Origin of the sequence: Stenotrophomonas sp. CASM101, from assembly GCF_049384845.1 — a bacterium.
Lineage (GTDB): Bacteria > Pseudomonadota > Gammaproteobacteria > Xanthomonadales > Xanthomonadaceae > Stenotrophomonas > Stenotrophomonas hibiscicola.
Window position 1 is genome coordinate 193,112 of record NZ_JBMRFR010000001.1, and the last position, 23,519, is coordinate 216,630.

Consider the following 23,519-nt stretch of genomic DNA (forward strand, 5'->3'; position numbering starts at 1 on the left):
CGTCGCCGCCTCCCGACATAGGTAACAACGCCGCATGACCGAACTTGCCCGTCCCGTGTTCCACGGATTCGAACAACTGCCGCTGCGCGAGTACGCCGAACGCGCCTACCTCGACTACTCGATGTACGTGGTCCTGGACCGCGCCCTGCCGTTCATCGGCGACGGCCTGAAGCCGGTGCAGCGCCGCATCATCTATTCGATGAGCGAGCTGGGCCTGAATGCCGCGTCCAAGCCGAAGAAGTCCGCGCGCACCGTCGGCGACGTCATCGGTAAGTACCACCCGCACGGCGACAGCGCGTGCTACGAGGCGCTGGTGCTGATGGCACAGCCGTTCTCGTACCGCTACCCGCTGATCGAGGGCCAGGGCAACTTCGGCTCCAGCGACGACCCGAAGTCGTTCGCGGCGATGCGTTACACCGAATCCAAGCTGACCCCGATCGCCGAAGTGCTGCTGGGCGAACTGGGCCAGGGCACCACCGACTGGGCACCGAACTTCGACGGCACCCTGCAGGAACCGACCTGGATGCCGGCGCGGCTCCCGCACCTGCTGCTCAACGGCACCACCGGCATCGCCGTGGGCATGGCCACCGACGTGCCGCCGCACAATCTCAACGAGATCGTCAGCGCGCTGCTGCACCTGCTGGACAACCCCGACGCCACCGTGCGCGACCTGTGCGAACACGTGCAGGGCCCGGACTACCCGTCCAGCGCCGAGATCATCACCGCGGCCAACGACCTGCGCAACATCTACGAGACTGGCAACGGCAGCGTGCGTGCACGCGCGACCTTCACCAAGGAAGCCAGCAACATCGTGATCACGGCGCTGCCGTTCCAGGTGTCGCCGTCGAAGGTGATCGAGCAGATCGCCGCGCAGATGCGCGCCAAGAAGCTGCCGTGGCTGGAGGACATCCGTGATGAATCCGACCACGCCAATCCGGTGCGCGTGGTGCTGGTGCCGCGTTCCAACCGCGTCGACGCCGACCAGTTGATGGGCCACCTGTTCGCAACCACGGACCTGGAGCGCAGCTACCGCGTCAACCTCAACGTGATCGGGCTGGACGGCCGTCCGCAGGTGAAGAACCTGAAGATGCTGCTCAGCGAATGGCTGACCTTCCGCAGCAACACCGTGACCCGCCGCCTGCAGCACCGCCTGCAGAAGGTCGAGCGTCGCCTGCACCTGCTGGAAGGCCTGCTGGTCGCCTTCCTCAACCTGGACGAGGTGATCCACATCATCCGTACCGAAGACGAGCCGAAGGCCGCACTGATCGCGCGCTTCGGCCTGTCCGAGGAACAGGCCGAGTACATCCTGGAAACCAAGCTGAAGCAGCTGGCCCGCCTGGAGGAAATGAAGATCCGCGGCGAGCAGGATGAACTGGCCAAGGAGCGCGAGAAGATCCTCGGCATCCTGGACAGCAAGGCCAAGCTGAAGAAACTGATCCGCGACGAACTGACCGCCGACGCCAGGAAGTTCGGCGACGCACGCCGTTCGCCGCTGGTGCAGCGCCAGGCGGCGCAGGCCATCGACGAGACCGAGCTGGTGCCGAGCGAACCGATGACCGTGGTGCTGTCGGAGAAGGGCTGGATCCGCGCCGCCAAGGGCCACGACGTCGATGCATCCGCACTGTCGTACCGTGAAGGCGACGGGCTGCAGGGCGCGGTGCGCGCACGCAGCACCCAGCAGGTCGCGTTCCTCGACAGCGAAGGCCGCGCCTACTCGACGCCGGTGCACACCCTGCCCTCCGCGCGTGGCAATGGCGAACCGCTGACCGGCCGCTTCTCGCCGGCACCGGGCACCAGCTTCGTGACCCTGGCCAGCGCCGAGCCGGACACCCGCTTCGTGCTGGCCTCCAGCCACGGCTATGGCTTCGTCACCCGCTTCGAGAACCTGATCGGCCGCAACAAGGCCGGCAAGGCGATGCTGAACCTGTCGGCCGGCTCGTCGGTGCTGACCCCGTCGGTGGTCGCCAACGTCGCCACCGACCGCATCGTGGCGGTGACCAGTTCGGGCAACCTGCTGGCGATCGCCGCCAACGACCTGCCGGAACTGGACAAGGGCAAGGGCAACAAGATCATCGAGATCCCGAAGGCCAAGCTCGCCACCGAACGCGTGGTCGCCATCGTGGCGATCAGCCCGGGGCAGACCCTGCAGGTGCGCAGCGGCCAGCGCACCATGGGCCTGAAGTTCAACGAGCTCGACGCCTATCTCGGCGCCCGCGCCACCCGCGGCCACCTGCTGCCGCGCGGCTGGCAGAAGGTGGAAGGGCTGTCGGTGGAGTGAGAGCTGGGGCCCTGCCCCTGGCGGGTGTCAACCTTTGTTGACACGCCTCGCCGGGGATCAGACACGAAAAGGCCGGGCATTCCCCGGCTTTTTCGTTGTCGGCTGGCGGGCGGTGGAGCAGCTCGCTGGCGAAGGCTGGCTGGCGATGCTCCGGTGCTGGCGGGCGACAGAACGCCGTGCTTCTGGTAGAGCCGATTGCTGGTCGGCTGCTCTTTGCTCTTGGTAGAGCCGACTGTCAGTCGGCTGCTTTACCGAAAAGCGGCCGACCAGCGGTCGGCTCTATCGGAAGGCAGCCGAGCATTGGCTCGGCTCTACAAAAAGCGGTGCCGGTCAGTGCGCCGGGGCGCCGTTGCCGTCGATCTTGCTCAGCTGGTACAGCTCCAGGCCGATGCGCTTGATCAGGCCCAGCTGCTGCTCCAGCCACCAGGCGTGGTCTTCCTCGGTGTCCTTCAGCTGCGCCAGCAGGATGTCGCGGCTCACGTAGTCGCCGTTCTCTTCGCATAGCTTCATGCCGGCGGCGAGATTGTTCCGAACCGCGTATTCAGTGTCGAGATCCTTCTGCAGCATCTCTTCCACGGTCTTGCCCGGCTCGGTGGCATGCGGGCGCATGTCCGGGTCGCCGCCGAGGAACAGGATCCGGCGCAGCAGCGCATCGGCGTGCTGGGTTTCCTCCTCCATCTCGTGGTTCAGGCGTTCGTACAGCGCGAACAGGCCCTGGTCCTCGTAGCGGCGGGAATGGATGAAGTACTGGTCGCGGGCTGCAAGCTCGCCGCGCAGCAGTTCCTTCAGGCAGGCGATGACGTCCGGGTTGCCTTTCATGGGGGGCTCCTGTGAATCGATGCGGCATAGGGTGCCGCATTTCAAAATACGGTGATCTAATCGGAATCAGTCGCAGTTGCGCCTGCGGCTACAATCGGCCCACGAGTTCGGAAAGGACGTGCGATGCGACGTACATGGCGTTGGGTGCTGGGCGTGTTGATCGCCATCGTGCTGGTCACCGCACTGGTCCTGTGGCTGCTGCTGCGCGGCAGCCTGGCCGATCTGGACGGCGAGCATGCGCTGCCGGGGCTGGCCAAGCCGGTCACCATCGAGCGCGATGCGCTGGGCGTGGTCACCATCACTGCGGGCAGCCAGGCCGACGCGATGCGCGCATTGGGCCGCGTGCATGCGCAGGAACGTTACTTCGAGATGGACCTGATGCGCCGCAGCGCCGCCGGTGAGCTGTCGGCGCTGTTCGGGCCGAAGGCCATCGACGCCGACAAGCGCATGCGCGTGCATCGGCTGCGCGCGCGCACCGAGGCGAACATGCAGGCTGCGCTGGGCGACAACATCGAAGCGGTGAGCGCCTATGTCGGTGGGGTCAATCAGGGCCTGGCCGATCTCTCCGTGCGCCCGTGGGCCTACCTGCTGCTGCGGCAATCGCCACAACCCTGGCAGGCCAGCGACAGCGTGCTGGCCGGGCTGGCCATGTATGCCGACCTGCAGGATCCGGGCAATCAGACCGAGCTTGCGCTGAGCCGCATCCGCGCCGTGGTGCCGCCAGCGCTCTACGCGCTGATTGCCCACGACGGTACCGAATGGGATGCACCGCTGTTCGGCGAACCGAGCGGCAATGCTGCCCTGCCCGACGCCAGCCAGCTCGACCTGCGCACATTGAAGGGAAAGTCGGGCACCGAGCAGGAAGAAGCCGACGTCGTCGGCAGCAACAACTTCGCGGTGGCCGGGGCGCTTACCGCCGACGGCCGCGCGATCGTCGCCGACGACATGCACCTGGGCCTGCGTGCCCCCGGCCTGTGGTTCCGCGTGCGCCTGCGCTACCCCGATCCACAGGCTGCCGGCGGCCAGGTCGATGTCACCGGCTTCTCGCTGCCCGGCCTGCCGGCGGTGATCGTCGGCAGCAACGGGCACGTGGCCTGGGGCTTCACCAACAGCTACATCGACACCGCCGATTACCGCTCGGAACCGGCCAATGCCGAGGTGACCGTGCATGAAGAGCGGATTGCGGTGGCCGGCCAGGCCGACGTGCTGTTCCCGGTACGCGAAACCGCCTGGGGCCCGATCCTGCACGCCCATGCCGATGGCAGCGGTGACGCGCTGCGTTGGGTCGCCCACCTGCCCGGCGCGGTGCGGCTGGACTTCGGTGACCTGGCCCGCGCTGGCGATCTGGACGCTGCACTGAAGTTCGCCGACCGCGCTGGCATCCCCGCGCAGAACCTGGTGGTCGGCGACCGCAGCGGACGCATCGCCTGGCGGCTGATCGGCGCCCGCCCGGATCGCGGTCCGGGCTGCGCGCCGGCCGGCTTCAGTGCCGGCAACAACCAGGACTGTGCGCCGTGGCCGATCCGCAGCGATGCTTCACCGGCATTGATCGATCCTCCCAACCACCGCCTGTGGACCGCCAACGGCCGCGTCCTCGACGGCGAGGCACTGGCCAGCGTCGGCAACGGTGGCTATGACCTGGGAGCACGGGCGCGGCAGATCCGTGACCTGCTGGCGATCCAGGAGCGCTTCGACGAGCACGACCTGCTGGCGATCCAGCTCGACGATCGCGCGGTGTTCCTGCAGCGCTGGTGGGCCCTGCTGCACGACGTCATCGAGCGCAGTGACGACCCTGTACTGAAGCGTTTGAAGGAAGTCAGCCATCAATGGGACGGCCGTGCCTCGGCCAGCTCGGTCAGCTACCGGGTGGTGCGCGAGTTCCGTACGCAGGTGATGACAACACTGTCCGATGCACTACTGGCACCGGCCAATGCGCAGCTGGGCGATGACTATCTGGAGCCGCGCCTGGCGCAGCTGGAAGGCGTGGCCTGGCCGATGCTGCAGCAGCGTCCGGCCAATCTGCTGCCACCGGCCTTCGACAGCTGGGATGCGCTGCTGATCGACGCCGCACGCCGCACCGAGAGCGAGCTGGCCAGGCAGGGCCCACTGGCCAAGCGCAGCTGGGGCGAACGCAATACGGCGGCGATCTGCCACCCCATCGCACGGGCGCTGCCGGACATCGCCAAACACTGGCTGTGCATGCCGGCCGACCGCCTGCCCGGCGACCGCGACATGCCGCGCGTGCAGACGCCGGGCTTCGGTGCTTCCGAGCGCATGGTGGTTTCGCCCGGGCACGAGGCCGACGGCATCGTGCATATGCCCGGCGGCCAGAGCGGGCACCCGCTGTCGCCGTACTGGGGCGCCGGCCACGAAGACTGGGTGCATGGGCGGCCGACGCCGTTCCTGCCCGGCAAGGCGCAGCACACGATGACGCTGGTGCCGGCACTACCGTTCGACGGTCAGCCCCTGCGCCGCTCGATCAGGTTCAGCAGCGGCCCGGTCATCGCCGTGGTCACCAGCGCCATGATCACCAGCACCGCGAACAGGCGGTCACCGAGCAGGCCAAGTTCGTAACCCAGGTTGAGCACGATCAGCTCCATCAGGCCGCGGGTGTTCATCAGTGCGCCCAGCCGCCACGCCTCACGCGACGGCATGCCCGCGCTGCGCGCGGCGCTGAAGGTACCCAGCAGCTTGCCGGTCGTGGCCACTGCGATCACCACACCACACAGCACGATGTCGCTGGCCTGCAGCGCATCGGCGCGCATGCGAAGGCCGGTCATGGCGAAGAACAGCGGCAGCAGCAGGGTCACCGCGAACGGTTCGACGCGGGCCATCAACAGGCCGCGCAGCTGCGCGTTGGACGACACCGCCACGCCCGCAGCGAACGCACCGAACAGCGCGTGGATGCCCAGCATTTCGGTGATCAGGGCACTACCCAGCGACAGCAGCAGGATGCCGAGCAGCCAGCGCCCCTCACGGCCCGGCGCAATCTGCTGGCGAGCGAACCACGGCTTCACCAGCCCCAGCATCAGTGCCACGAAGGCGACCACGCACAGCAGGTTGAGACTGGCCGGCAACCAGCCGCCGGCCTGGGCAGCGGCCACGATCAATGCCAGCAGGCACCACGCGGTGGCATCGCCCAATGCTGCGCAGGCGATGGCGGTCTGACCCAGCGGCGTCTGCGTGATGCCGCGATCGGCAAGGATGCGCAGCAACACGGGGAAGGCGGTGATGCTCATCGAAATGCCGACGAACAGTGCGAATGCCGTGAAGCCCACCCCCTGTGGGCCATGCTGCGGATACAGCCAGATGGCCAGGGCGACGCCGAGCACGAACGGCACCGCGATGCCGGCATGGCTGACCGTGAAGGCAAAACGCCGGCGTCCACGCAGTGCTGCCAGGTCCAGCTCGGCACCGGCCACCAGCAGGAACATCAGCACGCCCAGCTGGCTGAGCATGCCCAGCGGACCCAGCGAACTGGCCGGGAACAGCGCACCCTGCAGCTGCGGCAGCAGGCTGCCGAGCACCAGCGGCCCCATCATCAGGCCGGCCGCCATCTCGCCGATCACCGCCGGCTGCCCCAGACGCTTGAGCAGCGCCCCCGCGCCCTTGGCCACCAGCAGCAGCACCAGCAGCTGCAGCAGGAACAGGCCCAGCGGTGACGCCAGGTGCTGCGCCCAGCTGCCTTCGGTGGCGGCCGTGGCACGCGCAACCGCTTCGGGCGCAGCCGGCCCGGCATAGCGGGCCAGCAGCACGCCGGCCAGCAGTGGTACCACGGCCCAGCCCAGGTAGCGCCATCCCCACTTCATCTGCGGCGCCTGGCCCCCGTTCTGTACGTCCATGAACATTCCCCGATGTACGGGGGGCGATCATACAAAAAAGGGGACGGAGGGGATTAAGACGTTTGTGGCACATACGACGTGCGCTCCTCCCTCCCCTTTCTCGCGCCTAGGCCAGTGCCTGCTCGTGCACTCCGGCGATCGCGCGGCCCGAGGGATCTGCAGCCGCGGCGAAGCTGGCGTCCCAGGCAATGGCCGCGGGCGACGAACAGGCGATGGACTTGCCCCCCGGCACGGTCTCGGCCGCTGCCCGGCTCGGGAAGAACTGCTCGAACAGGTGGCGGTAGTAGTACGCCTCCTTGGTCTGCGGCGGGTTGTGCGGGAAGCGCTTGTCGGCGGCCGCCAGTACACGGTCGCTCACCTGCGCCTCGGCATGTGCCTTCAGCCCATCGATCCAGCCATAACCCACGCCATCGCTGAACTGTTCCTTCTGCCGCCACAGGATGCTGTCCGGCAGGTAGCCGTCGAACGCCTCGCGCAGCACCGCCTTTTCGATGCGGCGACCGCCAAAGCCGGCGCCCACCATCTTGTGCGCGGCATCGAAGCGCATCGCCACGTCGAGGAATTCGCGGTCGAGGAACGGCACCCGTGGCTCCACGCCCCAGGCCATCATCGACTTGTTGGCACGCAGGCAGTCGTAGTTGTGCAGCGCGTCGAGCTTGCGCACCAGCTCCTCGTGGAATTCACGCGCATCCGGCGCCTTGTGGAAATACAGGTAGCCACCAAAGATCTCGTCGCTGCCCTCGCCGGAGAGCACCATCTTCACCCCCATCGCCTTGATCCGCCGCGCCAGCAGGAACATCGGCGTCGAGGCGCGAATGGTGGTGACGTCGTAGGTTTCGATGTGGCGAATCACTTCCGGCAGCGCATCGAGGCCTTCCTCGAAGGTGTACTCGAAGCCGTGATGCACGGTACCCAGCGCTTCGGCAGCAATGGCAGCGGCAGCCAGATCGGGCGAGCCCTTCAAGCCGATCGCGAACGAATGCAGGCGCGGCCACCAGGCTTCGGTCTGCCCGCCATCCTCGATGCGGCGACGCGCATAGCGTGCGGCCACCGCCGCCACCAGCGACGAGTCCAGGCCACCGGACAGCAGCACGCCGTATGGCACGTCGCTCATCAACTGGCGTTCCACCGCATGCTCGAAGGCCTGGCGCAGTTCGGCCAGATCGGCCTGGCGCCCCTGCACGTCAGCGTAGGCGCGCCACGACTGCTGGTAGTAGCGCACCAGCTCGCCACTGGCGCTGTCGAAATAGTGGCCCGGCGGGAACTGCGCGACATCGGCACAGGTATCGACCAGCGCCTTCATTTCCGAGGCCACGCGCAGGCGGCCCTGGGCATCGTGGCCCCAGTACAACGGCACCACGCCGATCGGATCGCGCGCCACCAGCACGCGGCCGGCATCACGATCCCACAGCGCGAAGGCGAAGATGCCGTTGAGCTGCTCCAGCCACTGCGCCGGCGATCCGCCCTGGCGGTAAAGCGCGTTGATCACCTCGCAGTCCGAACCCGTCTGGAAGTCGTAGGCGGTGGTCAGCGTGGCCTTCAACTGCTGGTGGTTGTAGATCTCGCCGTTCACCGCCAGCGCCTGCTGGCCATCGGCCGACAGCAGCGGCTGCGAGCCACCGGCCGGGTCGACGATGGCCAGCCGCTCGTGGACCAGCAGCGCACCTTCGTCAAGATACACGCCGCTCCAGTCCGGGCCGCGGTGGCGCTGGCGCTGCGACAGTTCCAGCGCATGGCGGCGCAGAGCCGGAAGATCGTCACCGGCCTGCAGGCCGAAGATTCCGAATATCGAACACATGGGGGGAGCTCCTGTTGGGGGAATTTCACGGGTGGGAGGGTGTTCGACCGGCCATCCAGGCCCGGGTGGGGCTGCGCCCGGGCACAAAAAAACCCGCATCGACCGATGCGGGTTTTCTGGTGTCCGGGCGTGTGTTGCTGTCTAGCTACCCAGGGCGCAGTCCCGCATCGGCCGCGCACGATTATTCGCGCGCAGATTATTGCGGTTGTTGTTATTGACGGCGGTGGCCAGGCGGATCGACATGGCATCGACCCTACCCCGGATTCCGGCGCTGCGCAACCGTTGCATTGGCAACCAGGTGAAGGTGTGCCGACCAACGGTCGGCACCCAGCAGTCGGCACTCACAGGGGGAGCGCCGGGCCGTGCCCGGCGCCATGCCTCACGCCAGCAGCCGTTCCACCAGTCGCTGGTAAAGCCCCGGCAACGCTTCCAGATCATCCACGCGCACGTTCTCATCCACCTGGTGGATGCTGGCGTTGACTGGCCCCACTTCGATGCACTGCGCACCCAGCGGCGCGATGAAGCGTGCATCGGAGGTGCCGCCACCGGTGCTTTCCTCAGGGGCACGACCGATGTGCTCGGCCAGCACCGCGCGTGCGGTGGCGCGCAGCGTGCCTTCCGGGGTGTAGAACGGCTCGCCGCTGCGATGCCACTTCAGCGCGTACTGCAGGCCGTGCCGGTCCAGCAGCGCGGTGATCTCCGTTTCCAGCTTCGGTGCATCCCAGTGCGGGTTGTAGCGGATGTTGAAATCGACCTCCAGCTCCCCGGGAATCACGTTGTTGGCGCCGGTGCCGGCACGGATGTTGGAGATCTGCAGGCTGGTCGGCGGGAAACTCTCGTACCCTTTGTCCCAGCGTCGCGCCGTCAGCTCGGCCAGGGCCGGCGCCGCCTGGTGGATCGGGTTGCGTGCCTTCTCCGGATACGCCACGTGACCCTGCACGCCCTGCACGCGCAGCTTGGCCGACAGGCTGCCGCGACGTCCGACGCGCAGCAGGTCGCCCAGCGCCGCTGTCGATGATGGCTCGCCGGTAATGCACCAGTCGATGCGCTGGCCGCGCTCGGCGAACAGGCGCGCGACGTGGCGCACGCCATCGATCGCGTCGCCTTCCTCGTCGCTGGTCAGCAGCACCGCCAGCGTGCCGGGGTGATCGGGATGCGCGGCGACGAACTGCTCGGCGGCCACCACGAACGCGGCCACGCTGCCCTTCATGTCGGCGGCGCCACGGCCATACAGCACGCCATCGCGGATCTGCGGCGTGAACGGATCGCTGGTCCAGGCCTCGCGCGGGCCGGTGGGCACCACGTCGGTATGGCCCAGCAGCACCAGCACCGGCGCACCCTGGCCGTGGGTCGCCCACAGGTTGTCGACCTCACCCAGACGCAGCTGGTCACAGTGGAACCCTGCCTGCTGCAACCGCGCTGCCAGCAGTGCCTGGCAGCCGGCGTCGTCCGGGGTAACCGAGGGGCGCGCGATCAGCTCGCAGGCCAGGTCGAGGACGGCACTCATGACTGGCCCACGCCGAAGCGGGCCTTGAAGCCGTTGTCACTGAAACCCTGGCTGGCCTTGCCGTCGGCCGTGACCACCAGCGGGCGCTTGATCAGCTGCGGGTACTCGCGCAGCAGCAGCTTCCATTCGGCCTCGGAGTCCGCGGCCTTGCGGTTGTCCGGCAGCTGCCGCCAGGTGGTGGAGGACTTGTTCACCATCGCCGCCAGCCCCCCCAGCTGCGCGGCCCATTCCAGAAGCGTTTCCGGGCTGGGCTTGTTGTCGCGGTAGTCGACGAAGGTGTACGGCACGCCGAAGCGGTCCAGCCACTTGGTCGCCTTCTTGCAGGTATCGCAGTTCTTCAAACCGTAGACAGTGGTGCTCATGGCCATCTGTGATGCTGGAAAACAGAGGGCCAGAATCTCACAACAGGCGCTCGGACACGACCCGGAACGGCGCGGCACGGTGGGTCGCCTGCCACAGCGCGGCGCACGCGGCAGGCGCGGCAGCATCCGCCCGAACAGGACGTCGGGGGGATGCCGGTAGCTCGCGTACTGCGCCGGATCCTCCGGCGCAGTCACCTTCAGTCGGCCAGGCCCCGCAGCAGGTCGTTGACGCTGGTCTTGCTGCGGGTCCTGGCATCGACCTGCTTGACGATCACCGCGCAGTACAGCGAATGGGTACCGTCCTTGCTCGGCAGCGAGCCGGACACCACCACGCTGTACGGCGGGATGTAGCCGTAGCTGATCTCACCGGTGGCGCGGTTGTAGATGCGGGTGCTCTGGCTGAGGAACACGCCCATGCCGATCACGCTGTGGTGGCCGACCACCACACCCTCAACCACTTCCGAGCGGGCACCGATGAAGCAATGGTCCTCGATGATGGTCGGGCTGGCCTGCAGCGGCTCCAGCACGCCGCCGATGCCGGCACCGCCGGACAGATGACAGTGCTGGCCGATCTGCGCGCAGGAACCGACGGTGGCCCAGGTGTCCACCATGGTGCCTTCGCCGACATAGGCGCCGATGTTGGTGAAGCTCGGCATCAGCACCACATCCTTGCCGAAATACGTGCCACGGCGAGCAATCGCGCCCGGCACCACGCGCACGCCGCCTCGGCGGAACTTCGCTTCGTCATAGCCCGCGAAGCGCGATTCGACCTTGTCCCAGAACGGTGCCGGGCGTGCATCGACCACCGCCATGTCGTTGACACGGAAATACAGCAGCACCGCCTTCTTCAGCCACTCGTTGACCTTCCAGCCGCCCTGGCCGTCCGGCTCGGCGACGCGGAATTCACCGCTCTCCAGGCCGTCGATCACACGGTTGACCAGCGGCCTGGTCGAGCCTTCCAGTTCGTGCAGGGTCAGCGTGGCGCGGCGTTCGAAGGCACTTTCGATGCCGAACTTCAGTTCTTCCACGCCCGGCGCGGCCGGCTTGCGCAGCGACTTGCGGGCGATGGTTTCGGCGCGTGCGGCTTCTGCGCTCTTGGCCGGGGCCTTCTTCGGTGCCGCCACCTTCTTCGCCGGCGCCTTCATCACCGCGGCTTTCTTCGGCGCGGCAGCCTTCTTCGCGGCCGGCACGGCGGCAGTTTTCTTGGCCGCTGCGCTCTTGGCGGTGGCAGCAGTCTTCTTAACAGGCTTGGTGGCCATCAGGCGGGGTCTCCGGCGTTTCGATCAGGGTCCAGGCAGGCCAGCATCGCGTCATGCAGCTGCTGCCGGGCAGGTTCAGTCAGGGGGAGGTCGTGTTCGTCACTGATCACGAAGGTGTCTTCGGCGCGTTCGCCGAATGTCGCAATGCGCGCATCATGCACGCGCAGGCCCTGGTTGCGCAGCACGAACGCCACATCGGCCAGCAGGCCGGGACGGTCGGGGGCGACCAGGGCAAAACGGGTTGCGCCCGGTTCATCGCGGAATTCGATGCGCGGCGCAAAACGGAAATGACGCAGCTGCCGCGGCACCACCCGGCGTGACGGCCGAAGCCGCGCAAGGTCGCCACTCAGGGCCTCGCGCAGCGCCGCTTCCAGATTGGCACTGTTGCCATCGGCAAACGTGTCGGCCGGGTTCACTTCGAAGGTATCGAAGATGGTGTCGGCCGGGCCGTCCAGCACGCGTGCACGGTGGATCCCGTAGCCCTTGCGGTCCAGGGTCATTACGATCGCGGCGAACAGGCCGTCGCGGTCGGGCGAGTGCACGAACACTTCCAGCGCGGGGTCGTCGACACTGATCCGGCGGACCTTGACCAGGGTCTGGCCCTGCTTCACCGGCACCAGCGCAGCGGCCTGCCAGGCCAGCTGCTCGGGGCGCAGGCGGATGAAGCCCTCATCGGGCATCACCGCGAACTGGCGGTCGATGGTGGCATCGTCGTAACCCTGCTCGCGCACCAGTGCGCGCACGCTGTCACGCGCCTCGGCCACACGCTCGGCGGCGGGCACCGGATGCTCCAGCCCTTCGCGCAACGCGCGCCGGGTGGCGAAGTAAAGGTCGGCCAGCAGGCGATCCTTCCAGGCGTTCCACAGTTTCGGGCTGGTGCCGGCAATATCGGCACAGGTCAGCAGATACAGGTAGTCCAGGCGGTCGCGGCTGCCGACCAGGGTGGCGAAGCGATGGATCACCACCGGGTCGGCAATGTCCTGCTTCTGCGCGGTCACCGACATGCGCAGGTGCTGTTCGACCAGCCAGGCGACCAGTTCGGTATCGGTGCCACTGAGCGCATGTGCCTGGCAGAACGCGCGCGCGTCCACCGCACCCAGCTCGGAGTGGTCGCCGCCGCGGCCCTTGGCAATGTCATGGAACAGGCCGGCCAGCAGCAGCAGCTCCGGCTTGCGCAGGCGCGGCCACACTTCGTGCGCGATCGAGAAGCGCTCGTCGGCACGGCTGCTGGCGAACAGGCCGATGTTGCGCAGGACCATCAGCGTGTGCTGGTCGACGGTGTAGACATGGAACAGGTCGAACTGCATGCGCCCGCTGACTTGGGCGAACGCGGGAATCCACTGGCCAAGCACGCCCAGCCGCGCCATGCGCGAAAGCGTGTCGACCGGGCGCTGGCCACGCAGCAGGGCAAGGAAGTGCTCGCGTGCGTCGGCGTCGGCCTGGTCATAGGCCGGCAGCAGCGGCAGCGACTCGGCCAGTGCACGCGCGGTCAGCGAGTGCAGGCCGCGCACCTGCGGGTTGTTGGCCCAGCTGGAAAACAGCGCGAACACTTGGCCAATGTCGCCCTGCGGCCAGTCGGCCTCGTTGGCGGCCAGGTAGCCACGACGCAGGGAAAAGCCCACGGTCAGCGGCTCCGGCTGCGCCTCGCCGTCGAACTGCTCCTCGAAGCGCTGCAGCAGGCGGTCGCTGATCCGCCGCACCACCAGCGCGGCGCGGTAGAAGCCCTGCATCATTTTCTCGACACCGAGGCTCTCGGCGTCGTCTTCGAAGCCCAGGCGCGCGGCGAGGGTCTTCTGGTAATCGAAACGCAGGCGCTCTTCCGGGCGACGTGCTACCAGGTGCAGGCCAAACCTCAGTCGCGCCAGCACGGCACGTTCGCGCTTGAGCGCCGCGGCTTCGTCGGCACCCAGATGGCCGAGCCCGACCAGGGCTTCCAGGTCGCGCACGCCGAACGCGCGCAGTGCCATCCAGCCCAGCGTGTTGAGATCGCGCAGGCCACCGGGGCCATCCTTCAGGTCCGGCTCCAGGTTGTCGGCGGTATCACCGAAGCGCTGGTGACGGTTGCGCAGCTCTTCCAGCTTGGCCAGGAAGAAAGTGCGTGCCGGCCACAGTTCGCGATCGTCGATGGCCTCGCGCAGCGCGCGGCGGGCGGCGTCATCGGCCAGGATCGGACGCGCCTCGATCAGCGCGGTCAGCACGGTCTGGTCAGCCGCCGCCTCGCGGCACTGCAATGCAGAACGCACCGCATGGCTGACCGCCAACCCGCAGTCCCACAGCAGCGCGAACAGCCGCGCCAGGGCCGCTTCGTGCGCCAGTTGCGCCGGCGGATCGCCGAACACCAGCAGGTCGATGTCCGATCGCGGGAACAGTTCACCGCGGCCATAGCCGCCTACCGCGAACAGCGACAGGCCGCTGCCGGCCGGCAGGCAACGCTGCCACGCCAGGCGGATCAAGTGGTCGGCAGCGCGCGCACGCAACGCCAGCAGGCGCTCGATGTTGTCGCCCTGGTCGAAGCGGCGGTACAGGCGTGCGTCGGCCTGCTGTAGCGCCTGCCGCGCCGCAGCGGCCCAGTCCGGGTCGTTGAGCGACGCGGCCGGCGTGTCCAGCAGCGAACTCGCCGGCAGCATCGTCAGGAAACCTGCGACTCGCCCGGCGACAGGGTCAGCACGTCGACGCCGGTCTCGGTGACCGCGACCATGTGCTCCCACTGCGCCGACAGCTTGCGGTCCTTGGTCACCACGGTCCAGCCATCCGGCAGCACCTTGTTGTAGCGGGTGCCCTCGTTGATCATCGGTTCGATGGTGAAGGTCATGCCCGGCTGCAGCACCAGGCCCTGGCCCGGGCGGCCGTAATGCACCACCTGCGGCTCATCGTGGTAGACCTTGCCGATGCCGTGGCCGCAGTACTCGCGCACCACGCTGAAACGCTCGCCTTCGGCATAGCTCTGGATGGCATGGCCGATGTCGCCCAGGGTGGCGCCCGGACGCACGGCGCGGATGCCGCGCCACATGGCTTCGTAGGTGGTTTCCACCAGGCGGCGGGCCATCACCGACGGCGTGCCGACGAAGTACATGCGGCTGGTGTCGCCGTGCCAACCGTCCTTGATGACGGTGACATCGATATTGATGATGTCGCCATCCTTGAGCACCTTCCCTTCACTGGGGATGCCGTGGCAGATGACATTGTTGACCGAGGTGCACACGGTCTTCGGGAAGCCGCGGTAGCCGACGTTGGCCGGAATGGCGCCCTGCACGTTGACGATGTGGTCGTGGCAGATGCGGTCCAGCTCCTCGGTGGTGACACCGGGCTTGACGTGGGGGGTGACGATGTCCAGCACTTCGCTGGCCAAGCGGCCGGCGATGCGCATCATCTCGATTTCCTGCGGGGTTTTCAGATTCACGCTCATGGCACCCATTATCGCCGATCCGGCCGCAATCTGAACGAACGCCACCCAACTGGCATTCCGGGCCATGCACCGGGCCATGCACCGGGCCATGCACGCTTTCGGCAAGGAAAATGAAAGCGTGATGCCCTCCACCCTTTCGCCCGCCTGTTTATCACAGATTACAGACACTTACGCCACCTAAGCTGGGGTCACCGTCGCCGAAGCGGTGCCGATCGTGCCGCCTTCGCCTTGTTCAACGGACCTTCGGGTCAGGGAGGTTGTCCATGCGATCCGCGCTTCGTTCTCCGCTTGCCTGGGCCTTCGCCGGCCTCCTGCTGTCCAGCCCGGCCCTGGCCGCAGATACCACCACCTTCAACGTCACGCTGGTGGTCACCAAGGCCTGCACCATCACGGCCGCGGCCGCTACCAACGTCGACTTCGGCACGGCGGCGTCGACCACCGCCACGCCCACCCTCGGCCAGGGCACGGTCACCGCGCAGTGTTCGGCGCTGACGCCGTACACGATCGCGCTGAATGCGGGCGCCAACGCGGGCACCGCCAACGACGTCACCACGCGGCGCATGAAGAACACCAATGCCGCCGTGACCGCCAACAACTATGTCGGCTACCAGCTCTACCAGGATGCCGCGCATACCCTGGTCTGGGGATCCACAACCGGCACCAATACCCAGGCCGGCATCGGCACCGGCCTGGCCGTGCCGTACGTTGTCTACGGCCAGATCCTGAACCTGAGCACCAACAACCCGGCCACCGGCAGCTACCTGGATACGGTTACCGCCACGATCACCTATTGATGGAGCACGCCCGCATGGCCGGACCCCGCCCGTGGCGCGCCACCGGCGTGGCGCTGCTCGCCCTGTGCCTGCTGGCCACCGCCACCGCCGGCGCCACCAGCCTGCAGGTCGCGCCGACCAGCCTGCAGCTGGAGGCGCGCCAGCGTGCGGCTGAGCTATGGCTGACCAACAGCGGCACCGCGCCGGTGAAGCTGCAGGTGCGCGTGTTCCGCTGGGTGCAGCAGGACGGCCAGGAACGGCTGCTGCCCACCGATGAGCTGATGGCCACACCGCCCATGCAGGAACTGGCTGCGGGCCAGCAGCAACTGGTGCGGGTGATGCGTCCGGACAACGAGCCACCGCCTGCACAACGGCACTACCGGTTGATCGTGGACCAGATCCCGGACCTGGCCACGCGTGCCGAGGGCATGCAGTTCGTCCTGCGCTATTCGATCCCCGTGTTCGTGCAGCCTTCGGCCGGCGCCCTCGCCCCACAGTTGCAGGCTCGCCTGGTGACACTGGCGGATGGCCGCAATGGCGTGGAGGTGGCCAATACGGGTGACAGCTACGCGCAGATCGCCGATCTTGCGCTGGGCAGCGCCACGCGTCCGCGCATCGTCCATCCCGGATTGCTGGGCTACGTGCTGCCGGGCCAGGTGATGCGCTGGCCGATCGAGCGCGTGGCGATCGACCGCGACAACGACCAGATCACGGCCAAGCTCAATGGCGAGTCGGAACAGACGCCACTGTCGCCCCCACCGGCTCGCTGAGGCCTTGATGGGCGCGTTGCTGGCTGCCCTGGCTCCCGCGGCGACCGAGGCCGCCGATGCGTCCGGCGCGGCCGTTGATGTCTCCGGCGTGTCGGCCGATGCCACCCTGCCGCCCCCGACCCCACTGACCGCCAGCCAGACGCTGTACCTGGATGTGTCGCTCAACAGCACGCCACGCGGCCTGCTGCCGTTCATCGAGAACCGCGGCCGGCTTCAGGCCAGCCCCGAGGTGTTGCGCCAGCTCGGCTTCAATGCCAGCGGCGAGGTACCGGTCTACCTGGACCAGATCAGTGGCGCGGTGGTGCGCTACGACGCGCACATGCAGACCCTGGCGCTGGATGTGCCGCTGGACCAGCTGACCCTGCCGACCACGGTGCTCAGCCGGCCGCAGGCGCGTGCGCCGACTGGCACTGCCTCGCCGGGCGTGCTGCTCAACTACGACGTATACGGCAGCCGGGTGGACACGCTCGGCAACCTCAGCCTGAGCTCGGAGCTGCGCGTGTTCGGCATCGGCAACGGGACTTTTGAGAACACCGCCATCAGCCGCCGCTACCAGCAACCCGGTGATCGCCGTTGGCGCGGCGAAAGCGTGCGCCTGGACACCCGCTGGAGCCTGGACTTCCCCGACAGCGCAACGACGCTGGAGGTCGGCGACTTCTACAGCGGCTTCGTCGACTGGACCCGGCCAGTGCGCCTGGGTGGCGTGCAGATCGGTCGCAACTACGGGCTGCAGCCCTATCGCGTACTGACGCCCACGCCGAGCTTCCTCGGCCAGGCCGTGGTGCCCTCCACGGTCGAGCTGTACGTGGATGGCCTGCGCCAGTACAGCGGACAGGTCCCGGTCGGTCCCTTCCAGCTGGCGGCACAGCCTGGTATCAGCGGCACCGGCAATGCGCAGGTGGTGGTAACCGATGCGTTCGGCCGCATGCAGACACTGGATTTCAGTTTCTATGGCACCCAGCAACTGCTGGCCAAGGGCCTTTCGGACTGGTCGGTCGGCGTCGGCCAGCTGCGCGAGGACTTCGGCCAGCGCTCCTTCGGCTACGACGATCGCACGGTGGCCAGTGCCAGCTGGCGCGGCGGCATCAGCGATGCCTTCACTGGCGAGGCGCATGCCGAAGGCGGCGGCGGCCTGGCCCAGGCCGGCATCGGCGGCTGGTGGCTGCTCGGCGCTGCCGGCGTGTTCAATGCCGCCTATGCGCACAGCGGCTACCACGGCCTGCAGGGTGGGCAATGGGCACTGGGCTACAGCTGGAACAACCGTCGCTTCAACGTCAATCTGCGCAGCGTGCGCAGCCACGGCGACTACCGCGACCTGGGCGCACTGCAGGGCAACCTGCCACCGAGCATCAGCGAGCAGGCCACCCTCGGCCTGGACCTGCTGCGGCTGGGCACGCTCAGCGCAAGCTACCTGCGCCTGCGCTACCCCGACGGCGACGACAACCGCTACGCCAGCCTGTTCTGGTCGCGCAGCTGGAGCCAGCGCTGGTCGGCCTACCTGTCGCTGAACCAGAACCTGGACCAGAGCGACGACCGCAGCATCTACCTGTCGCTGACCGCCAGTCTGGGCAACAACCGCCAGGCCAGCCTCTCGAGCCAACGCAACGGTGACAGCCAGAGCTGGGTCGCGGACGTGACCCAGCCGGTGCCCGGCGATGGCAGTGCCGGCGGCGTCGGCTGGCGCGCACAGCTGCGCCATGGCGAGGACGGCAATGGCGGCCTGGCCGAGGTCGGCATCCTCAACGATACCGGCCGCTATTCGTTCGGCGCCTCGCGCCAGGGCGGGCTGAACTATGCCTACGCCAGCGCCAGCGGCAGCGTGGTGTGGATGGGTGGCCACACCTTCGCCACGCGCGAAGTGTCGGACGCGTTCGCGGTGATCAGCACCAGTGGCGTCGGCGGCGTGCCGGTGCGGCTGGAAAACCGCCTGATCGGCGTCACCGATGATCGCGGCCTGCTGCTGGTCAGCCCGTTGCTGTCCTGGCAGCGCAACTGGGTCTCGATCGACACCCTGGACCTGCCCGAGGACATGCGTGCCGACCGCATCGAGAATTGGGTGACCCCGCGCCAGCGCGCCGGCACCCGGATTGCCTTCGAGCTGCGCTCGCGACCGTCGCTGAGCCTGACCCTGCTGGCAATGGACGGGCAGCCGCTGGGGGTGGGCAGCGAGGTGCAGCTGCCCGATGGCCGCCAGGCCACGGTCGGCTATGACGGCCTGCTGTACCTGGAAGACGTTGCCGCCGGCAGCGTGCTGTACGTCACCACCAGCCGCGGCCCCTGCCGGGTGAAGGTCCCCGACCCGCCCAGGGTGGTGGCGACCGGCGCGCGGCCGAAACCGGCGCCGCTGCAGTGCATTCCGGAGGTGGCGCCATGAGGACGTTGCTGCTCGGCCTGCTGCTGTTCGCTGGCCTGCTGGCAGCAGCACCGGCCCGCGCCGTCGCGGTCTGCACCGCGGTCGCCAATCCAACGCTGCCGTTCGGCAACATCAACAGCAATGCGCCTGGCCCGAGCACGGCCAACCTCAACATCACGGTGACATGCACAACCGCCGCGCTGAGCGCGCTGGCCACAACCGGTGTGCGCGTCTGCGTCGGCATCGGCGCAGGCAGTGGTGGCGGCAGCAGTTCAAGCTGGCGGACGATGAAGACCAGCAGCAGCGACAGCATGAACTTCCAGCTCTACAACTCCTCGAACTTCAGCCAGGTGACGGGGTTGGTCCCGCGCGGCACGCCCCCGGCACAGGAACTGACCATGACCTACAGCGTGCCGCTGGTCGCCGGCGGCAGCGGTGCGCAGTCCGTGCAGCTGTTCGGGCAGATTCCGGCCAACCAGATCCTGGCCTCCGGCGCCTACAGCAGCACCTTCAGCGGCGCCGACGTGGTGTTGACCTGGGCCTGGAACGAGGTCCTGCTCGGCAATGCCACAGTGCCCGCCACCTGCAACGGCGGCGCCACCGGCACCAACAGCGCAAGCGCAGCCTTCAGTTTCACCGCCAGCGCCAATGTGCTGCCGCAGTGCGGCAGCTACGTCACCACCGACATGAACTTCGGCAACGTCACCGGCGGCATTCCCGCCAACATCGACCGGACCGCCACTCTGACACTGACCTGCCTGAAGAACACCGCCTTCCAGGTCGGACTCAACAACGGCCGGAACAACCCTGCCGCGACCAGCATCCGCCGCATGGCCACCACCATCGGCGGCAGTACCTACTACCTTCCCTACGAGCTGTACCGGGACTCGGCCCGGAGCCTGCGCTGGGGCAATACGTTGACTGTCGACACGGCCAGCGGCACCGGCACCGGCAGCGCACAGCAGCTGACCATCTACGGCCGGGTGCCGCCGGTCACCGGCCAGCCCCCGGCTGGTACCTACAACGACCTGGTGACGGTGACGATCACCTATTGACCGGCGTGCCGACCAACGGTCGGCACCCACCGGACGAAGGCCGTGCCGAGCGCCGGCTCGGCGCTACAGTTCCGGCACATCCCGCCGATACCGCGCAGCAAGTCTTTCAGCATGGTGGATGGCAGGTGGTTCGCACATTTTCGATCGCGGCGATGCTGGTCGCCAGTACGCCGGCCTTGGCCGAACCCAGCAGCTCCCTGCAGATCCGGCTGACCGTGGTCGACTCCTGCAGCGACGACACCGGTGGCGCGCGCTGTACGGCGCCGCACCAGCGCAGCGATACACCCCAGCTGCCATCCCAGGTGCGCGAGCTCGCACCACCGGCGACGGACGAGAACGCAACACCCGCCGTGACCCTCATCTACTGATGCGCGCGCTGCTGATCCTGCTTGCACTGCTGGCGCAGCCGGCTGCGGCGCTTGAGGTGTTGCCTACCACCCTGCAGCTGCCGGCCGAAGGCGGCCGCGCCGAGCTGTGGCTACGCAATCCCGGGCCCGGCCGCTGGCAGGGCCACGTGCAGGTGCTGGCCTGGGATCAGCAGCTGGACGCCGAACGACTGCAGCCCAGCGACCAGATCCGGGTCAGCCCGGCGCGGCTGGATCTCGCCCCGGGCGGTACGCAGCGCGTCTGGCTGCTGCCACGCGATCCGGCCGCGGCAATGGGTGAACAGGCCTACAGGATCGTGCTGACGCCGGCGCTGGCAGGGCTGCCGCGCTACTCGCTACCGCTGTTCCGGGGCGCCGCGGCGCCAGTGCTGCACGCCCGCCTGCAGGGTCGGATCGAGGCCCTGGGGTCGCAGCCTGCGTTGCGACTCAGCAACTGCGGTACGCTGCACGGCCGCCTGCACGACCTGCGTTTCATCGCGGCGGACGGCCAATCGACAGTGCTGGTGGGCGGGCTGGCCGGCTACATCCTCGCCGGCCATGAACGACGCTGGCCCCTGCCCGCCCGCGCGGACAGTTACGCAGGTGGCCGCTTCCGGGCACGCCTGCAGGACGGCCGCGAGGTCGATCTGGCCGCATCTGACCCCGCAATTGCAGCGAGCGCCCGCAGCGGGCTATAATCGTCCGGATTCCTGCCGCCTGCGTGCGCGGGAACCCGTCCACACCGGACGTCACCGGTGAATCCACACCTGCTGCCCCCATCCGTGCCGGGGTGCTCCGCAAGGAGTTCGGCCACGGAGGCAACAGGGAAGCCCAACCCCGGAACCGATCGCGCTTCCACGCGTCCCGCATACCTATTCCCGCGGGCGGAATCGCTGGTTCCATATCAGGAGTATTGCAATGCCCCAGGTCACCATGCGTCAGATGCTGGAAGCCGGCGTCCACTTCGGCCACCAGACCCGCTACTGGAACCCCAAGATGGCTCCGTACATCTTCGGCGCCCGCGGCAAGATCCACATCATCAACCTGGAAAAGACCGTCCCGCTGTTCAATGACGCGATGAACTTCATCTCGTCGGTTGCCCAGAAGCGCGGCACCGTCCTGTTCCTGGGCACCAAGCGCAGCGCCCGCGAAACCATCAAGGAAGAAGCCGAGCGTTGCGGCATGCCGTTCATGAACCAGCGCTGGCTGGGCGGCACCCTGACCAACTTCCGTACCGTCAAGCAGTCGGTTGCCCGCCTGAAGGAACTGGAAGCCGGTGAAACCGACGGCACCTTCGAGAAGCTGGTCAAGCACGAAGTGCTGGGCCTGCGTCGCGAGCGCGACAAGCTGGAAGCCTCGCTGGGCGGCATCAAGGACATGAACCGCCTGCCGGACGCGATCTTCGTGATCGACATCGGCCACGAAGACATCGCGATCAAGGAAGCCAAGAAGCTGGGCATCCCGGTCATCGCCGTGGTCGACACCAACTACAACCCGGAACTGGTTGATTACGCCATCCCGGGCAACGACGACGCCATCCGCGCTGTGCAGCTTTACGCCCGCGCCGCTGCCGACGCCGTGCTGGAAGGCAAGGCTGCTGCTCCGCACGCCGCTTCGGTGCGTGAGGAAGAGTTCGCTGAAGCCGCTGCCGAAGGCGAAGAGAAGCCGGCCCGCCGCGCTCCGGCCAAGAAGGCTGCCAAGAAGGGCGACGACGCCCAGGCCTGATCCAGGCCACAGGGTGGACGCCCGGCGTCCACCCTCCTGCACGCAGCCCTTGGCGCGTGACAGGACCGTGTCACACGGGCCGGCCACCATGCCGGCCCAACCCCTTTCTTTCGTGAGGTAATCCCGTGGAAATCACTGCTTCCCTGGTCAAGGAACTGCGCGAGCGCACCGGCGCCGGCATGATGGAATGCAAGAAGGCGCTTACCGAAGCCAACGGCGACATCAACGCCGCTGCTGAAGCCATGCGCAAGTCCGGCGCTGCCAAGGCCGACAAGAAGGCTGACCGCGTGGCCGCCGAAGGCCGCCTGGGCCTGGCCCAGGATGGCGGCAAGGCCGTGCTGGTCGAAGTCAACTCGGAAACCGACTTCGTCGCCAACGACGACAACTTCAAGACCTTCGTCAACGCCGTCGCCGCTGCCGCCCTGGCATCGGGCGCCAACGACGTGGAAGCCGTGAAGGCTGCCACGCTGGCCGATGGCCGCACCGTTGAAGAAGCCCGCGCCACCGCCGTGCAGACCCTGGGTGAGAACATCCAGATCCGCCGCATGGTCAAGGTCGACACCACCGGCAACATCGGCGCCTACGTCCACACCAACGGCAAGGTCGGCGTGCTGGTTGACCTGATCGGCGGCGACGTCGAGCTGGCCCGCGGCCTGGCCATGCACGTGGCCGCGCTGAAGCCGCCGCACAACAAGGCTGCGGACGTTCCGGCCGACTTCGTCGAAAAGGAAAAGGAAATCGAGCTGGCCAAGATGTCCGAGAAGGACAAGGCCAAGCCGGCCGAGATCCTGGAAAAGATCATCAGCGGCAAGATCAACAAGATCGTCAGCGACGTGACCCTGTACGGCCAGACCTACGTGCTGGGCGACACCACCGTCGAGCAGGTGGTCAAGGCCGCTGGCGCCGATGTGGCTGGCTTCAAGCTGCTGATCGTCGGCGAAGGCATCGAGAAGGTGGTGGAAGACTACGCCGCCGAAGTTGCCAAGGCGATGCAGGTCTGATTCCAGCCCTCCGGCTGTGAAGCGACCAGAAGGAGCCGCGGGAAACCGCGGCTCTTTTTTTGTACCCACTGCATCGGTGGGTGGGCACCGTTGGTGCGCGCACTGACGCCAGGCACAGCCCGATATCAGGGCTCTTTGCGTTGCGCGCGAATCAAGCCGATACTCGGCGCAGGGAATCCACAGTCGCGTAGCAGGAAGGAAAATCG

Annotated in this window: 17 protein-coding genes and 1 pseudogene; 10 read left to right on the plus strand and 8 right to left on the minus strand. The window is 67.6% G+C overall.

Annotated features, from left to right (window positions below; all coding sequences use genetic code 11):
* The first annotated feature begins 34 nt into the window (after positions 1-34).
* Positions 35-2,278 (plus strand): DNA topoisomerase IV subunit A, encoded by a 2,244-nt coding sequence (gene parC, locus VG543_RS01035; protein ID WP_021204132.1) that lies wholly within the window; start codon positions 35-37, stop codon positions 2,276-2,278.
* Between the two features lie 330 nt (positions 2,279-2,608).
* Here parC and bfr read toward each other — a convergent pair whose 3' ends face one another.
* A complete protein-coding gene (gene bfr / locus VG543_RS01040) occupies positions 2,609-3,097 on the minus strand; it encodes a bacterioferritin (RefSeq protein ID WP_010486279.1) in 489 nt (162 codons plus the stop codon).
* A gap of 123 nt (positions 3,098-3,220) precedes the next feature.
* On the opposite strand from bfr, the pseudogene VG543_RS01045 reads away from it, so the two are divergent.
* Positions 3,221-5,539, plus strand: a pseudogene (locus tag VG543_RS01045) (penicillin acylase family protein); the annotation flags it as partial.
* 17 nt (positions 5,540-5,556) lie between these two features.
* Here the strand turns inward: VG543_RS01045 and VG543_RS01050 are convergent.
* The 7 genes from VG543_RS01050 to map form a co-directional block, all read right to left on the minus strand.
* The gene (locus tag VG543_RS01050) at positions 5,557-6,945 is read right to left on the minus strand and encodes a cation:proton antiporter (protein WP_423177497.1); all 1,389 of its coding nucleotides are present in this window, start codon (positions 6,943-6,945) and stop codon (positions 5,557-5,559) included.
* 100 nt (positions 6,946-7,045) lie between these two features.
* Positions 7,046-8,737, minus strand: a complete 1,692-nt coding sequence (gene asnB / locus VG543_RS01055) for an asparagine synthase B (RefSeq protein ID WP_423177498.1) — start codon at positions 8,735-8,737, stop codon at positions 7,046-7,048.
* Between the two features lie 379 nt (positions 8,738-9,116).
* Positions 9,117-10,244 carry a succinyl-diaminopimelate desuccinylase gene (dapE, locus tag VG543_RS01060; protein ID WP_423177499.1) on the minus strand — a complete coding sequence of 376 codons (1,128 nt, stop codon included), beginning with the start codon at positions 10,242-10,244 and terminating at the stop codon, positions 9,117-9,119.
* Positions 10,241-10,612, minus strand: a complete 372-nt coding sequence (locus VG543_RS01065) for an arsenate reductase (protein WP_021204138.1) — start codon at positions 10,610-10,612, stop codon at positions 10,241-10,243. The genes dapE and VG543_RS01065 overlap by 4 nt, the downstream gene beginning before the upstream one ends.
* 191 nt (positions 10,613-10,803) lie before the next feature.
* Positions 10,804-11,865 (minus strand): 2,3,4,5-tetrahydropyridine-2,6-dicarboxylate N-succinyltransferase, encoded by a 1,062-nt coding sequence (dapD, locus tag VG543_RS01070; protein ID WP_423177501.1) that lies wholly within the window; start codon positions 11,863-11,865, stop codon positions 10,804-10,806.
* The gene (locus tag VG543_RS01075; protein WP_019659111.1) at positions 11,865-14,492 is read right to left on the minus strand and encodes a [protein-PII] uridylyltransferase; all 2,628 of its coding nucleotides are present in this window, start codon (positions 14,490-14,492) and stop codon (positions 11,865-11,867) included. Before VG543_RS01075 ends, dapD begins: the two co-directional genes overlap by 1 nt.
* 2 nt (positions 14,493-14,494) lie before the next feature.
* Complete coding sequence (gene map, locus VG543_RS01080; protein ID WP_032955117.1) at positions 14,495-15,280, minus strand: type I methionyl aminopeptidase; 786 nt, start codon at positions 15,278-15,280, stop codon at positions 14,495-14,497.
* Positions 15,281-15,534: 254 nt separating this feature from the next.
* Here map and VG543_RS01085 point away from each other — a divergent pair, with 254 nt between their 5' ends.
* The 8 genes from VG543_RS01085 (at position 15,535) to tsf (ending at position 23,313) form a co-directional block, all read left to right on the plus strand.
* On the plus strand, positions 15,535-16,065 hold the full coding sequence (locus VG543_RS01085; RefSeq protein WP_019659113.1) for a Csu type fimbrial protein: 531 nt from the start codon (positions 15,535-15,537) through the stop codon (positions 16,063-16,065).
* Entirely contained in the window at positions 16,065-16,814 is a 750-nt protein-coding gene (locus VG543_RS01090) for a fimbrial biogenesis chaperone (RefSeq protein WP_019659114.1), read from the plus strand. Before VG543_RS01085 ends, VG543_RS01090 begins: the two co-directional genes overlap by 1 nt.
* A 7-nt stretch (positions 16,815-16,821) precedes the next feature.
* Positions 16,822-19,188 (plus strand): fimbria/pilus outer membrane usher protein, encoded by a 2,367-nt coding sequence (locus VG543_RS01095; RefSeq protein ID WP_423177503.1) that lies wholly within the window; start codon positions 16,822-16,824, stop codon positions 19,186-19,188.
* Entirely contained in the window at positions 19,185-20,222 is a 1,038-nt protein-coding gene (locus VG543_RS01100; protein ID WP_134734957.1) for a Csu type fimbrial protein, read from the plus strand. Before VG543_RS01095 ends, VG543_RS01100 begins: the two co-directional genes overlap by 4 nt.
* A gap of 125 nt (positions 20,223-20,347) precedes the next feature.
* On the plus strand, positions 20,348-20,590 hold the full coding sequence (locus tag VG543_RS01105; protein WP_238558860.1) for a hypothetical protein: 243 nt from the start codon (positions 20,348-20,350) through the stop codon (positions 20,588-20,590).
* On the plus strand, positions 20,590-21,285 hold the full coding sequence (locus VG543_RS01110) for a fimbrial biogenesis chaperone (RefSeq protein WP_134734959.1): 696 nt from the start codon (positions 20,590-20,592) through the stop codon (positions 21,283-21,285). Before VG543_RS01105 ends, VG543_RS01110 begins: the two co-directional genes overlap by 1 nt.
* 220 nt (positions 21,286-21,505) lie before the next feature.
* Positions 21,506-22,312, plus strand: a complete 807-nt coding sequence (rpsB, locus tag VG543_RS01115) for a 30S ribosomal protein S2 (protein WP_005408748.1) — start codon at positions 21,506-21,508, stop codon at positions 22,310-22,312.
* A 125-nt stretch (positions 22,313-22,437) separates the two neighbouring features.
* A complete protein-coding gene (gene tsf, locus VG543_RS01120) occupies positions 22,438-23,313 on the plus strand; it encodes a translation elongation factor Ts (RefSeq protein WP_019659120.1) in 876 nt (291 codons plus the stop codon).
* Positions 23,314-23,519 lie beyond the last annotated feature (206 nt).

What these genes read in the sequence shown, in the direction of transcription:
- VG543_RS01090 (WP_019659114.1), top strand. Translation starts at nt 16,065, where the DNA reads ATGGAGCACGCCCGCATGGCCGGACCCCGCCCGTGGCGCGCCACCGGC.
- asnB (WP_423177498.1), bottom strand. Translation starts at nt 8,737, where the DNA reads ATGTGTTCGATATTCGGAATCTTCGGCCTGCAGGCCGGTGACGATCTT.
- dapE (WP_423177499.1), bottom strand. Translation starts at nt 10,244, where the DNA reads ATGAGTGCCGTCCTCGACCTGGCCTGCGAGCTGATCGCGCGCCCCTCG.
- VG543_RS01065 (WP_021204138.1), bottom strand. Translation starts at nt 10,612, where the DNA reads ATGGCCATGAGCACCACTGTCTACGGTTTGAAGAACTGCGATACCTGC.
- VG543_RS01050 (WP_423177497.1), bottom strand. Translation starts at nt 6,945, where the DNA reads ATGTTCATGGACGTACAGAACGGGGGCCAGGCGCCGCAGATGAAGTGG.
- dapD (WP_423177501.1), bottom strand. Translation starts at nt 11,865, where the DNA reads ATGGCCACCAAGCCTGTTAAGAAGACTGCTGCCACCGCCAAGAGCGCA.
- VG543_RS01095 (WP_423177503.1), top strand. Translation starts at nt 16,822, where the DNA reads ATGGGCGCGTTGCTGGCTGCCCTGGCTCCCGCGGCGACCGAGGCCGCC.
- VG543_RS01085 (WP_019659113.1), top strand. Translation starts at nt 15,535, where the DNA reads ATGCGATCCGCGCTTCGTTCTCCGCTTGCCTGGGCCTTCGCCGGCCTC.
- bfr (WP_010486279.1), bottom strand. Translation starts at nt 3,097, where the DNA reads ATGAAAGGCAACCCGGACGTCATCGCCTGCCTGAAGGAACTGCTGCGC.
- VG543_RS01110 (WP_134734959.1), top strand. Translation starts at nt 20,590, where the DNA reads ATGCGCGCGCTGCTGATCCTGCTTGCACTGCTGGCGCAGCCGGCTGCG.
- VG543_RS01100 (WP_134734957.1), top strand. Translation starts at nt 19,185, where the DNA reads ATGAGGACGTTGCTGCTCGGCCTGCTGCTGTTCGCTGGCCTGCTGGCA.
- map (WP_032955117.1), bottom strand. Translation starts at nt 15,280, where the DNA reads ATGGGTGCCATGAGCGTGAATCTGAAAACCCCGCAGGAAATCGAGATG.
- rpsB (WP_005408748.1), top strand. Translation starts at nt 21,506, where the DNA reads ATGCCCCAGGTCACCATGCGTCAGATGCTGGAAGCCGGCGTCCACTTC.
- VG543_RS01075 (WP_019659111.1), bottom strand. Translation starts at nt 14,492, where the DNA reads ATGCTGCCGGCGAGTTCGCTGCTGGACACGCCGGCCGCGTCGCTCAAC.
- parC (WP_021204132.1), top strand. Translation starts at nt 35, where the DNA reads ATGACCGAACTTGCCCGTCCCGTGTTCCACGGATTCGAACAACTGCCG.